Consider the following 13,383-nt stretch of genomic DNA (forward strand, 5'->3'; position numbering starts at 1 on the left):
ACGAGACAGTGGCAGGCAAACCGGTCAGGCCCGTGAACGCCATCGACCAGACCAGACGCATGCTCTCCCTGGTGACGTATCTGAGGGAGCGCCCCGGAGCCCGGGTCGAGGACGTCGCGCGCGCCTTCGGCATCACCGAGGACGAGCTCGTCTCCGACCTCGACGTGCTGCCCATGTGCGGCACCAGCTTCCGCGGTGGCGACCTGCTCGACATCGACACCGACGGCGAGCGCATCTGGTGGCACAACCCGGCCGCCCTGGCGGCGGAGGCTGCCGAGCCACTGAGGCTCGCCGCCGACGAGGCCACCGCCCTGCTCGTCGCCGCCCGGGCCGTGGCCACGCTGCCCGGACTGCGCGAGAGCGACCGGCAGGCGCTGCTGCGGGCGACGGCCAAGGTGGAGGCCGCGGCCGGCGAGGCGGCGGGCGCCAGCTCGCGGCTGTCGGTGACCTTCGAGTCCGAGGGCGGGGTCTTCGCGGACGTCGACCGGGCGATCGCCGAGCGCCGCCGGCTGTGGATCCGCTACTACTCGCCCGCGCGCGACGAGGTCACCGAGCGGGAGATCGACCCGATCCGCCTGGTCAGCGTGGGGCACACGTACGTCGAGGCCTGGTGCCGCCGCTCGGAGGCGCGCCGCACCTTCCGGCTGGACCGGGTCGCCGAGATCAAGATCCTCGACGAGCCGTCGGCACCGCCGGAGATCGAGCTGCGGGACCTGTCCGAGGCGCTGGTGCAGCCCGCGGCCGAGGACCCGGAGGTCGTGGCCGAGGTCGGGCCCGGCGGCCGCTGGGTCGCCGAGTACTACCCGCACGACAGTGCGGATGAGCTCCCCGACGGCGGGCTGCGTATCACTCTGCGGACACCCGAGCCGGCGTCGCTGCGGCGCCTGGCGCTGCGGCTCGGGCGCGACGGCCGGATCGTGTCGCCGCCCGAGCTGGCGGACAGCGCCCGGCAGGCGGCCCGCGAGGCGCTGGCGGCGTACGACGGGATCGAGGCGCTGGCGGCGGCCGACGTGGTGGAGGCGGCCGAGGTGCGCGGGCCGCACCCGGTGGCGGACGGGCCGGACGGCAGGCGCGCGTGAGCCGCGGGTGCCAAGGGCGCCGACGGCCGGCTGCCAGGGCGTGTCCGCACAGTTTCGTCGTCCGCCCCGAGGGTGGGCCTCGCGGCGTTCGGTGCGTGCTCTCGGCGTGCCGGGCGGACGCCCGCGTACTGGTTGTACGCGGGCGTCCGCCCGGTGCGGCGAGTGGCGGTCTCCCCTGCTGGAAGAGCTTGGGGGAGCGTGCCGGGCGTCGCGGGGCAGGCGGGACTTTGCGGACACCCCCTAGGGCCGTCCTCCGGTACCGCCGCGGTGCCGGGGCGCGGAGCTGGTCGACGCCGGTGGTGAGCCGGCCCGCCCCGGCGCCACCCGGGTGCCCCGAAGGCGAACGACCCGAGAAAGAGGAGCCAGGGCTGTGAGCGAGTCGGTGACGTCCGGTGCGATGGGCATGACGGTGGAGTCCGCGTTCGCCGGGATGACGAGCGTGACCCCGGTGGTGTTCCGGGCGGGCTGCCCGGACTGCCGGGAGCGCTTCGAACTCACCGCGAGCGCCCTGCGCCTCGCCATCGGCGCCACGAGCCGCACAACCTTCTACTCCTTCACCTGCCCGGAGTGCGGTGCGTCCGTGCGCAAGCCCGCGGGGGAGCGGATCGTGGAGCTCCTCACCGGCGGCGGCGTGCGGACCCTGCGGCTGCATTCGACCCTGTAGAGGGTCTGGACGTTCGGCGTTCCGGGAGGGTCTAGGCTCGGCGTCATGTTCTGGCCGATGTTGGCGATTGCCGTGGGATTCGTGGGTCTTGCCGTGCTCGGGGTGCTCGCCGTGCGGGTCTTCGTAGAGGCGCAGCGCCTGGGCAGGCAGGTCACGGACTCGGCTCGCCGTATCAACCGTGCCGCGGAGGACCTGGAGCGGGCGGCGGAGAGCGCGGCCCGGTCCGTGGACGCCCTGTGAGCTGTCCGGCGGGTGGCGGTGAGTCGGGCTTTGGGACACTTCGCCCTGTCACCTCGGCGGTTCGGACAGGTACGCTGCTGGTCGCGGCCCGGTTAACGAGGCACTGGCCGCGGACGGGAGTACGCACGGGGGATGCACAGGGATTGCCACACGTTTACCCCCGAGCGTTACGATCGCTGTCAACACGATCGTTCGGACACATGTCCGACCGGTCGGACAGCACCCCACCACAGCCGCCTCGGTGAGAAGGTAAAGACTTATGTTCGGAAGGCTCGGAGCCCCCGAGATCATTCTCATCCTCGTCGTCATCATCCTGCTGTTCGGCGCGAAGAAGCTTCCGGACATGGCTCGGTCGCTCGGCAAGTCGGCCCGCATCCTCAAGAGCGAGGCCAAGGCGATGAAGGACGAGAACAAGTCGTCCACGACCCCGGCCGGCCCGCCCAACAACGACGAGCAGCCTTCGCAGCGCACCATCCAGGCAGCGCCCGGTGACGTGACCAGCTCGCGCCCGGTCAACGAGCCGACGGACACGACCAAGCGCTGACCCAGGGCCGGTGACCTCCGGCCCGCCGCACGAGATGGGAACGTGGGTTGCTGAAGTCTGCCCGCAAGCAGGAGAAGGATCCCGAGGGGCGGATGCCCCTCGCGGAGCACCTTCGCGAGCTCCGCAACCGGCTCGCGAAGGCGCTGCTGGCCATCGTGCTCGTGACGATCGTGGCCGCCTTCTTCTACAACGACATCATCAACTTGATCACCAAGCCGATCCTCGACTCGGTCGGCTGTGACAAGACCTTCGCGGAACTGGCCAAGGCGCAGCCGGGCTCGAAGCCGTGTGCGCAGATCACCATCAACGGCCTGCTCACTCCTTTCACGCTCGCGCTGAAGGTGTCCCTGATGGCCGGTGTCGTCCTGGCCTCGCCGATCTGGCTCTACCAGCTGTGGGCCTTCATCGCGCCGGGCCTGCACCGGCACGAGAAGAAGTACGCCTACGCCTTCGTCGGCACGGGCGCCCCGCTGTTCATCATCGGCGCCTACTTCGCCTACACGGTGCTTCCCACCACGGCGAAGGTGCTTCTCGAGTTCACCCCGGGCGGCACGTCCAACCTCCTCCCGCTGGACGACCTGCTCGACCTGGTCATGCGGATGGTGCTCGTCTTCGGCCTCTCCTTCGAGCTGCCGTTGCTGCTGGTCATGCTCAACAGCACCGGGGCGATCAGCGGCAAGCGCATGCTCGGCTGGTGGCGCGGCATGATCATGGGCATCACGGTGTTCGCGGCCATCGCCACGCCGAGCACCGACCCGCTCACGATGCTCGCGCTCGCCGGGCCGATCTGGATCCTGTACTTCGCCGCGGTGCTCTTCTCCCTGCTCAACGACCGCCGCCGCAGCCGCCGCGATGCCCTGGGCCCCGCCGACGACGAGGCCTCCGAGCTGGACCTCACCCCCGACGACATCGGCGAGATCGAGCCCGTGACGACCAGCCGCGCCGCGCTGCCCGAGCAGGCGAGCGCGGAGCGCACGGACCGGGTCAACGGTTATGACGACGTGACCTGAAGATCGGCGGGCAGCTCATAGGGTCGGTCGCGTGACCAGCGAGATCACCCTCTTCGTCAACCCCACCGCGGGTCGCGGCCGGGGCGCCCGCGCGGCGCAGCCGGCCGCTTCCGCTTTGCGGGCGGCCGGTTACTCGGTGCGTACGGTGCTCGGTGAGGACGCCCCGGACGCCCTCACCCGCGCGCGTGCCGCCGTCGCGGGCGGCACCGGAGCGCTGATTGCCGTCGGCGGTGACGGCATGGCCCAGCTCGCGCTGCGGGCGGTCGCGGGCACGAGCACCCCCCTCGGCCTGGTCGCCGTCGGCACCGGCAACGACTTCGCCCGCGCCCTCGGTCTGCCCGTGCGCCAGCCGGCCGCCGCGGGCCGGATGATCGCCGACGCCCTCAAGTGCGGTCGGCTACGCGACATCGACCTCGGCCAGGTGGGGGACCGCTGGTTCGGCACGGTCCTCGCCTCCGGCTTCGACTCCCGGGTCAACGACCGGGGCAACCGCATGAGGTGGCCCGCCGGCCGCTTCAAGTACGACCTCGCGATGGTCGCCGAACTCGCCGCGTTCCGGCCCGTCCCGTACCGGATCCGGCTCGACCACGGCGAGGTCCGTGAGGTCGAGGCGACCCTCGTCGCCGTCGGCAACGGATCGTCGTACGGCGGCGGCATGCGGATCTGCCCCGGTGCGGACCTGACCGACGGTTTGTTCGACATCACCGTGGTCGGGGACTGCGACCGTACGACGCTGCTGCGCGTGTTTCCGCGGGTGTACCGGGGGACCCATGTCGAGCATCCGAAGGTGACCGTGCTGCGGGCGGCGCGGGTCGAGATCGCCGCCGAGTGCGTCACCGGGTACGCGGACGGGGAACCGCTCGGCCCGTTGCCGCTGAGCGCGCGCTGCGTGCGCGGGGGCGTGCGGGTGGTAGGCCCCTGAGCCGGGCTGCCCCTGAGCTGCGCCGATCCCCGGTTTCACAGGAACGGATCCGGATAATGATCGTCCTGTTGTCAGTGCGGCCCGGTACGCTCGAAAGCACGATGACAGAGGATCTCTCACCGGCCGAGCGGTACGCGGCAGCCCGTAAGCGCGCTGCCGAGCAGGCCACGGCGCTCGCCTCATTCCGCGAGATGTACGACTTCGGCCTCGACCCCTTCCAGATCGAGGCCTGCCAGGCGCTCGAGGCGGGGAAGGGCGTGCTGGTCGCCGCGCCCACCGGCTCCGGCAAGACGATCGTCGGCGAGTTCGCCGTCCACCTCGCCCTCCAGCAGGGCAAGAAGTGCTTCTACACGACGCCCATCAAGGCGCTGTCGAACCAGAAGTACGCCGATCTGTGCCGCCGCTACGGCACGGACAAGGTGGGCCTGCTCACCGGCGACAACAGCGTCAACTCCGACGCCCCGGTGGTCGTGATGACCACCGAGGTGCTGCGGAACATGCTGTACGCCGGTTCGCAGACGCTCCTGGGCCTCGGCTACGTGGTCATGGACGAGGTGCACTACCTCTCCGACCGCTTCCGGGGCGCCGTCTGGGAAGAGGTGATCATCCACCTCCCCGAGTCGGTCACGCTCGTCTCGCTCTCGGCGACCGTGTCGAACGCCGAGGAGTTCGGCGACTGGCTGGACACGGTCCGCGGCGACACCGAGGTGATCGTCTCCGAGCACCGGCCCGTGCCGCTGTTCCAGCACGTGCTGGCCGGGCGGCGGATGTACGACCTGTTCGAGGAGGGCGAGGGCCACAAGAAGGCCGTCAACCCCGACCTCACGCGCATGGCGCGGATGGAGGCGTCCCGGCCGTCGTACCAGGACCGCCGGCGCGGCCGGCTGCGCGAGGCCGACCGCGAGCGTGAGCGCAGGCAGCGCTCCCGGGTGTGGACGCCGAGCCGGCCCGAAGTCATCGAGCGGCTCGACGCCGAAGGGCTGCTGCCCGCCATCACCTTCATCTTCAGCCGCGCCGCCTGCGAGGCCGCCGTCCAGCAGTGCCTGTACGCGGGCCTCAGGCTCAACGACGAGGAGGCGCGCCACCGGGTACGCGCGCTCGTCGAGGAGCGCACGGCGTCCATCCCGCACGAGGACCTGCACGTCCTCGGCTACTACGAGTGGCTGGAGGGCCTGGAGCGCGGGATCGCCGCCCACCACGCGGGCATGCTGCCGACCTTCAAGGAGGTCGTCGAGGAGCTGTTCGTGCGCGGTCTGGTCAAGGCCGTGTTCGCGACCGAGACCCTAGCCCTCGGCATCAACATGCCCGCCCGTTCGGTGGTGCTGGAGAAGCTCGTCAAGTGGAACGGCGAGCAGCACGCGGACATCACCCCGGGCGAGTTCACGCAGCTGACCGGCCGGGCCGGACGACGCGGCATCGACGTCGAGGGCCACGCCGTCGTGCTCTGGCAGCGCGGCATGAACCCCGAGCACCTCGCGGGCCTGGCCGGCACGCGCACGTATCCGCTGCGGTCCAGCTTCAAGCCGTCGTACAACATGGCGGTCAACCTCGTCGAACAGTTCGGCCGGCACCGCTCGCGGGAGTTGCTGGAGACGTCCTTCGCGCAGTTCCAGGCGGACAAGTCGGTCGTCGGGATCTCCCGGCAGGTGCAGCGCAACGAGGAGGGTCTGGAGGGCTACAAGGCCTCCATGACCTGCCACCTCGGCGACTTCGAGGAGTACGCGCGGCTGCGCCGCGAACTGAAGGACCGGGAGAACGAACTGGCCCGGCAGGGTGCGGCACAGCGGCGCGCCGAGGCCGCCGTCGCGCTGGAGAAGCTGAAGCCCGGCGACGTCATCCACGTGCCCACCGGCAAGTACGCGGGCCTGGCGCTGGTGCTGGACCCGGGCCTGCCCGCGGGCCGTTCCAACGGCCACCGGGGATTCGACCACCACGACGGGCCGCGCCCGCTGGTGCTGACCGCCGAGCGGCAGGTGAAGCGGCTGGCGGCCATCGACTTCCCGGTGCCGGTCGAGCCGCTGGAGCGGATGCGGATCCCGAAGTCCTTCAACCCCCGTTCCCCGCAGTCCCGTCGGGACCTCGCGTCCGCGCTGCGCACCAAGGCCGGGCACATCCCCGCGGACCGGCACCGCAAGCGGCGCTCCCAGGCGGCCGACGACCGCGAGATCGCCCGGCTGCGGACGGCTCTGCGCGCGCACCCCTGCCACGGGTGCAACGACCGTGAGGACCACGCCCGTTGGGCCGAGCGCTACCACCGGCTGCTGCGGGACACCTCGCAGCTGGAGCGGCGTATCGAGGGCCGTACGAACACGATCGCGCGGACGTTCGACCGCATCGTGGCGCTGCTGACCGAGATGGACTACCTGCGCGGCGACGAGGTCACCGAGCACGGCAAGCGGCTCGCGCGGCTCTACGGTGAGCTGGACCTGCTCGCCAGCGAGTGCCTGCGCGAGGGCGTCTGGGAGGGGCTCGGACCGGCCGAACTCGCCGGGTGTGTCTCGGCGTTGGTGTACGAGTCACGCGCCGGGGACGACGCGCTGGCGCCGAAGCTGCCTTCGGGGAAGGCCAAGGCCGCGCTGGGCGAGATGGTGCGGATCTGGGGGCGGCTGGACGCCCTTGAGGAGGAGTTCCGGATCACCCAGACCGAGGGTGTCGGACAGCGTGAGCCGGACCTGGGCTTCGCCTGGGCCGCGTACATGTGGGCCTCCGACAAGGGGCTCGACGAGGTGCTGCGCGAGGCGGAGATGCCGGCGGGGGACTTCGTGCGGTGGTGCAAGCAGGTCATCGATGTGCTGGGGCAGATCGCCGCCGCGGCTCCGCAAGGGTCTTCGGTGGTGAAGAACGCCCGTAAGGCGGTTGATCTGTTGCTGCGGGGAGTTGTCGCCTACTCGTCGGTGGGGTGAGCTTGTTGCGCGGGTGCCGGTTCGTTGTGGTTGCTCGCGCAGTTCCCCGCGCCCCTTAGAGGGGCGTCGTTGCCGAAGCCTCTCACCCGTTGAGGTGAGGGGCTTTCGCATGCCTGTTTGCTGCTACTCGGCGTATTCGAACGATGTCGCAGCGTGTAAAAGGCTGAGCGTACTATCCCTTCGCGACCGGTTTCCGGCAGTTGCTGAATATGACACGGCGATGATCCGGTCGGACTAAGCTCGCCCGCAGCGCACCGGCTTGAGATGAATTCGGGCGCTTGTTCCCCAATGTGCGGAAGAGTCCTACAGCTTCATGACATACCCCCCGGCAAGTCCTTCCGAACCCCAGCCGACTCCTTTCAGAAGGCCCACATGGTGAGTGTTCAATCCCCTCCCGGTCGCGCTGAACTTCCTTACACGCGCGTGCTGCTGCTGCCGGCCATAGCGATGGCCGCGGCGACCGGAGCCGCTGTCGCCCTGGTGACGGCGCCGGCCCGGCTCGCCGTCGGCTGGTGCGGTGGCATCGCCACCGTGCTGGTGATCGCGACGGCGGCCGAGGCGGTGCGCCGCGGCCGTGCCCTGCGCAAGCAGCGGGCCGAGCATGCCCGGCGCAGCGCGCACCTGGAACAGCGGATCGCCGCGCACGAGCACGAGTTGGTCCGCTTCTCGAGGGAGATCATCCCCGCGGCGCTCCAACTGCTGAGCACCGGAGAATCCCCCAGGGAGGTGATTCGCAAGCTCGGCCTGGCCAACCCCGAGTACCGCGACCTCCCCGCCCCGCAGACCGAGACGCTGCTGACGGTGCTCAAGATCGTCGACCGCGAAGTGACCATGCGCGACGCCGCCGCGCGCTCCTTCGTCAGTGTCGCCCGCCGCGTCCAGGCGATCATCCACCAGCAGGCCGAGGAACTCCGGGAGATGGAGGAGGACCACGGCCGCAACCCCGAGGTCTTCGACGACCTGCTGCGCATCGACCACGGCAACGCCCTGATCGGCCGCCTCGCCGACTCCGTCTCCGTCCTCGGCGGCGGCCGCCCCGGACGGCAGTGGCCCGAGCCGGTGTCCCTGTACAGCACGCTGCGCGGCGCCATGTCCCGCATCCTGGAGTACCGGCGCATCCAGCTGTCCTCCATCGCCAAGGTCAGCGTCAAGGGCATCTACGTCGAGCCGGTCATCCACGCCGCCGCCGAGCTCCTCGACAACGCCACGCGCTACTCGCCGCCGCAGACGAAGGTGCACGTCACCGCCACCGAGGTGCAGACCGGCGTGTGCATCGAGATCGAGGACGGCGGTGTCAACCTCAACGAGGAGGCACGCGCCCGGATCGAGGGCATGCTGGAGGCCGCCAAGGCGGGCGTCGACCTCCAGGACATCGGCGAGCACCCGCGCCTCGGCCTCGCAGTCGTGGGCCGCCTGTGCACGGCGTACAACATGCAGGTCTCGCTGCGCGCCTCCGCGTACGGCGGCGTCCGCGCCATCCTCATCGTGCCGAGCCAGATGATCACCCACGAGCCCGGTGTCGGACTCGCCCACGGCATCGGCGCCACCGGCATCCCCATGACGGTCGGCATCCCCGAGGGGCCGAAGCGCACGCCGAAGAAGCGCCGCCCCACCAGCCCGCGCGTCCCCGCGACGGTCTCCCTGGAGGACGACGACGTCCCCGAGGTCACAGAGTGGACGCCGAACGGCCTGCCGCAGCGCCGCAGCCGGGTGAAGACGTCCCTCACCGAGCGGATCGCCCAGCAGGCCGCCTACGAGCGGGAAGACCGGGAGGCCGCCGCACGGGGCGAGGCGAACCCCTGGGCGGCAGCGGAGCCCGAGCCCAAGCCCCTGCTCGACATGAACGCCCCCGACGCCCCCGGCAAGGGCCTGGAGGCCTTCTGGGAGGGACTCAAGCAGGGCATCGAACCCGGCACCCACCCGACCGACTTCCTGCGGAACCCGACCAAGTACCTGCACCTGATCAACGACCCGGCCCCCACCGAGGCCGACGACGAGGGGGACCTCAAGTGATCCAGCAGCGAGGCAACTTCGACTGGATGCTCAAGCAACTCGCCGACGGCGTGCCGGGCATCGAGATGATCGTGGTGCTCTCGGCCGACGGTCTGCGCATCGCCCGCTACGGCGGCGAGCCCGACGCGGCCGACCGGGTCGCCGCGGCCTGCGCCGGCCTCCAGTCGCTCGCGGGCAGCATCTGCCAGGAACTCAGCGTCGGCGACGGCGAGATGAAGCTCGTCATGATCGAGATCGACCGCGGCTACTTCTACCTGATGAACGCCGGAGCCAACGCCTTCCTCGCGGTGCTCTCCGACGTGCGGTGCGAACCCGGCCGGATGAGCGCGATGATGCGCGATCTGGTCGTCCGGATCGGCGGGCATCTCACCAGTCCGCCCCGGCGGAACGGGCAGATCGTATGACGCCTCCGCAACGCCAGAGGCGCGACCCCGCGGTCCCGGAACCGGCCACGCCCCAGGAGGGCGAGGGCAAGGTCAAGAACCCGGAGCGGATGTACGTGGTGGCCGGCCCGGACGGTGAACGGGCCGAGCTCGACCTGGTGACGTTAATCGTGGCGCGTGCCACGGACCCACCGCCCTCCGCCTCTCCCGAGCAGGCGGCGGTGCTCCGGCTCTGCGCCGCCCCCCTGTCCGTGGCCGAGCTGTCGGCCTACCTCCACCTGCCGTACAGCGCGATGGGCGTGCTGCTCACCGAGCTGCTGACGGCGGAACTGGTGAAGGCGCGCGCCCCGATCGTCCGTCAGGCACGCACCGATCGTTCCCTCCTCGAAGCGGTGATGAATGGACTTCAAAGGCTCTGACACCATCCCGGGCCCCCGGGCCGAGGACCAGTTGCCCCACACGGCACAGGCCGCGGCCAAGATCGTGATCGTGGGTGGCTTCGGCGTCGGCAAGACGACCATGGTCGGCTCGGTCAGCGAGATCACACCGCTGACCACCGAGGAGACCATGACGCAGGCCGGCATCGGTGTCGACGACAACTTCGGTTCCGCGTCCAAGACGGCCACCACCGTGGCGATGGACTTCGGGCGGATCAGCATCACCGACGAACTGGTGCTGTACCTCTTCGGCACACCCGGACAGCAGCGCTTCTGGTTCCTGTGGAACGGCCTGTTCGAAGGTGCCCTCGGCGCGGTGGTGCTGGTCGACACCCGCCGGCTGGAGGTCAGCTTCGACGTCATGGGGCGCCTGGAGGAACGCGGCGTGCCGTTCGTGGTCGCCATCAACTCCTTCCCGGACGCGCCCCGTTACCCCATCGACGAGCTCCGTACGGCGCTCGACCTCTCCCCGGACATCCCGATCATGGAGTGCGACGTGCGGCGGCGGGCCTCCAGCCGTGACGTCCTGATGACCCTTATGCGCTTCCTGCACTCGCTCGCCATGACGGGCTCGCTCACCTGAGCCCGTGTCCGCGCACGCCCCACCTTCCCCCCCCATACACCTGGATTCACTTCAGTTTCGGAGCGACCACTGTGACGCCTGAATCCCACGCCCCGACCGGTACGGACGCCCCCCGGACCGGCCCGCCCCCCGGCTGCCCCGCGCACGGCCTCGGGCCCGGGGGACTGCACCGGCTGCACGAGTCGGAGGACCTGGCAGCGCTGTACGAGCAGCTGCGGCAGGAGCACGGCCCCGTGGCGCCGGTGCTGCTCCACGACGACGTACCGATGTGGATCGTGCTGGGCCACGCCGAGAACCTGCACATGGTGCGCTCGCCCACGCAGTTCTGCCGGGACAGCCGTATCTGGACCCCGCTCAGGGACGGCCTGGTCAAGCCCGATCACCCGCTGATGCCGCACATCGCCTGGCAGCCCATCGCCTCGCACGCCGAGGGCGACGAGCACAAGCGGCTGCGCGGCGCGGTTCAGGGCGCCATCTCGACCATCGACTTCCGCAGCCTGCGCCGCTACATCAACCGCAGCACGCAGGCCATCGTCAACCGGTTCTGCGAGCACGGCGAGGCCGACCTCGTCGGCCAGTTCGCCGAGCACCTGCCGATGGCGGTGATGTGCGAGATCCTCGGCATGCCCGAGGAGTACAACGACCGTATCGTCGAGGCCGCCCGTGACGCCCTCAAGGGCACCGAGACGGCGATCGCCAGCCACTCCTACGTCATGGACGCCCTGAGCCGGCTCACCACCCGGCGCCGCGCCCAGCCGGAGGAGGACCTGGCCAGCTACCTGATCACCCACCCGGTCCGGCTGACCGACGACGAGGTCAGGGAGCACCTGCGCCTGGTGCTCTTCGCCGCCTACGAGGCCACCACCAACCTGCTGTCCAACGTGCTGCTCACGGTGCTGATCGACCCGCGCTTCCGGGCCCAGCTCAACGGCGGCCAGATGACGGTGCCGGAGGCGGTGGAGCAGTCGCTGTGGAACGAGCCGCCGTTCAGCACGGTCTTCGCCTACTTCGCCAAGCAGGAGACCGAGCTGGGCGGGCAGCGCATCCGCCGGGGCGACGGACTGCTCTTCGCCCCGCTTCCCGCCAACGTCGACCCGCGGGTGCGGCCGGACCTGAAGGCCAGCATGCAGGGCAACCGGTCCCACCTCGCCTTCGGCGGCGGCCCGCACGAGTGCCCCGGTCAGGACATCGGCCGCTCCATCGCCGACGTCGGCGTCGACGCGCTGCTGATGCGGCTGCCGGACGTCGAACTCGACTGCGACGAGGACGAGCTGCGCTGGACGGCGTCCATCGCCTCCCGGCACCTCGTGTCGCTGCCGGTGCAGTTCTTGCCCAAGCCGCCGCAGGACGTGACGCAGACACCGAGCCACAAGCCGGTCCCCGCGCAGCGCTCGGACTGGCAGATCGGCACCACGCAGCCACAGCCCCAGCCGGCGCCGGTCGCCGCACAGCCGCAGCCCCAGCCGGCTCCGGCACAACCCCAGCCGGTTCCCCCGGCCCCACAGCCGACTGCGGAGGAACCGGCCCGCCGCACGGGCGTCTGGCAGCGCTTCCTGAGCTGGTGGCGGGGTTACTGACCGTCCGACGGGCCGTCGTGCGTCCCGGCGGCCCACCGGTCGTACGACGACCAGGCCGCGAGTACCCGGCCGCTGCGGAACCGGTGCTCCGCTCCCGTGACCGGGTCGGTGAACTCCAGCGCCCGGGCCAGCAGTTGGAGCGGGCGCCGGAAGTCACCGGCCGGCCCGGGAGCGGTGACCTCGGGGTAGAGCGGGTCGCCGAGGATCGGTACGCCCAGCGCGGTCATGTGCACGCGCAGCTGATGGGTCTGCCCGGTGCCGGGCACGAGCCGGTACCGGGCCAGTCCGCCGGCCCCGTCCGGGCGGTGCTCGTCCGGGCGGTGCTCGACGAGTTCGACGCGGCTGACGGCGTTGGGCTCGCCCGCCACCTCCCGGGCGGTGAGCTCGCCGCGTTCCTTCACGATCCGGCTGCGCACGGTCCGGGGCAGGGCCAGCCCGGGATCGTACGGGGCGACGGCCTCGTACTCCTTGCGCACCCGCCGGTCGCGGAACAGCGTCTGGTACGCGCCGCGTTCCTCGGGGCGCACGGTGAACAGCACCAGTCCGGCGGTGAGCCGGTCCAGGCGGTGCGCGGCGCCGAGCGTTGGGAGGTCCAGCTCACGGCGCAGCCGGGCCAGCGCGGTCTCGGCGACGTGGCTGCCGCGCGGGGTGGTGGCGAGGAAGTGGGGTTTGTCGACGACGACGATGTGCTCGTCGTGGTGGACGACCTCCAGCGGGAACGGCACCGGCACCTCGTCGGGCAGCTCCCGGTGGAACCACACGAACATTCCGGGCACGTACGGCGCGTCCGCCGGCACGGCCCGACCGTCCGCCCCGACGATCCGCCCCGCCTCGAACATCCCGTCGACGACCCCGTCACCGGCACCCGAGAGCCGCTCCACCAGGTGCTCGCGCACCGTGGCCCAGGCCCCCGCGGCGGGCAGTCGCACACGCACCGGGTCCACCCCGTGGCGCTGCGGCAGGGGAGCGGGCGGAATACGGGTCCGGCGTCTCATCGCGGCCCAGCGTACGAGGCGGGCGGGCACCGG

Annotated in this window: 13 protein-coding genes; 12 read left to right on the forward strand and 1 reads right to left on the reverse strand. The window is 71.1% G+C overall.

The annotated features are described in order from the left end of the window. Nucleotides 1-8 precede the first annotated feature (8 nt). The 12 genes from QC385_RS30020 (at nt 9) to QC385_RS30075 (ending at nt 12,355) form a co-directional block, all read left to right on the forward strand. Nucleotides 9-1,079, forward strand: coding sequence for a helix-turn-helix transcriptional regulator (locus QC385_RS30020; RefSeq protein ID WP_279544524.1), 1,071 nt, complete (start codon nt 9-11; stop codon nt 1,077-1,079). A gap of 370 nt (nt 1,080-1,449) precedes the next feature. Then, the gene (locus QC385_RS30025; RefSeq protein ID WP_150479899.1) at nt 1,450-1,743 is read left to right on the forward strand and encodes a hypothetical protein; all 294 of its coding nucleotides are present in this window, start codon (nt 1,450-1,452) and stop codon (nt 1,741-1,743) included. Between the two features lie 45 nt (nt 1,744-1,788). Next, a complete protein-coding gene (locus QC385_RS30030) occupies nt 1,789-1,983 on the forward strand; it encodes a hypothetical protein (RefSeq protein ID WP_279544525.1) in 195 nt (64 codons plus the stop codon). Between the two features lie 259 nt (nt 1,984-2,242). Then, nucleotides 2,243-2,527, forward strand: a complete 285-nt coding sequence (gene tatA / locus QC385_RS30035; RefSeq protein WP_059419437.1) for a Sec-independent protein translocase subunit TatA — start codon at nt 2,243-2,245, stop codon at nt 2,525-2,527. A gap of 47 nt (nt 2,528-2,574) precedes the next feature. Beyond that, nucleotides 2,575-3,537, forward strand: a complete 963-nt coding sequence (gene tatC, locus QC385_RS30040; protein ID WP_150479898.1) for a twin-arginine translocase subunit TatC — start codon at nt 2,575-2,577, stop codon at nt 3,535-3,537. 31 nt (nt 3,538-3,568) lie between these two features. Next, a complete protein-coding gene (locus QC385_RS30045; RefSeq protein ID WP_279544526.1) occupies nt 3,569-4,459 on the forward strand; it encodes a diacylglycerol kinase in 891 nt (296 codons plus the stop codon). 56 nt (nt 4,460-4,515) lie between these two features. After that, entirely contained in the window at nt 4,516-7,362 is a 2,847-nt protein-coding gene (locus QC385_RS30050; RefSeq protein ID WP_279544527.1) for a DEAD/DEAH box helicase, read from the forward strand. A gap of 372 nt (nt 7,363-7,734) precedes the next feature. Further along, nucleotides 7,735-9,375: a sensor histidine kinase gene (locus QC385_RS30055; protein WP_279544528.1), complete on the forward strand. Its 1,641-nt coding sequence runs from the start codon at nt 7,735-7,737 to the stop codon at nt 9,373-9,375. Beyond that, nucleotides 9,372-9,779: a roadblock/LC7 domain-containing protein gene (locus QC385_RS30060; protein ID WP_059419444.1), complete on the forward strand. Its 408-nt coding sequence runs from the start codon at nt 9,372-9,374 to the stop codon at nt 9,777-9,779. Before QC385_RS30055 ends, QC385_RS30060 begins: the two co-directional genes overlap by 4 nt. Next, nucleotides 9,776-10,177, forward strand: coding sequence for a DUF742 domain-containing protein (locus QC385_RS30065; RefSeq protein ID WP_086850460.1), 402 nt, complete (start codon nt 9,776-9,778; stop codon nt 10,175-10,177). The genes QC385_RS30060 and QC385_RS30065 overlap by 4 nt, the downstream gene beginning before the upstream one ends. Beyond that, a complete protein-coding gene (locus QC385_RS30070) occupies nt 10,158-10,778 on the forward strand; it encodes a GTP-binding protein (RefSeq protein WP_279544529.1) in 621 nt (206 codons plus the stop codon). Before QC385_RS30065 ends, QC385_RS30070 begins: the two co-directional genes overlap by 20 nt. Nucleotides 10,779-10,849: 71 nt before the next feature. Then, a complete protein-coding gene (locus tag QC385_RS30075) occupies nt 10,850-12,355 on the forward strand; it encodes a cytochrome P450 (protein ID WP_279544530.1) in 1,506 nt (501 codons plus the stop codon). Here the strand turns inward: QC385_RS30075 and QC385_RS30080 are convergent. Then, a complete protein-coding gene (locus QC385_RS30080) occupies nt 12,349-13,350 on the reverse strand; it encodes an RluA family pseudouridine synthase (RefSeq protein WP_279544531.1) in 1,002 nt (333 codons plus the stop codon). The two genes, QC385_RS30075 and QC385_RS30080, sit on opposite strands and share 7 nt — an antisense overlap. Nucleotides 13,351-13,383: the final 33 nt, after the last annotated feature.

The sequence above is a fragment of the Streptomyces sp. DH10 genome (assembly GCF_029813805.1).
Lineage (GTDB): Bacteria > Actinomycetota > Actinomycetes > Streptomycetales > Streptomycetaceae > Streptomyces > Streptomyces coeruleofuscus.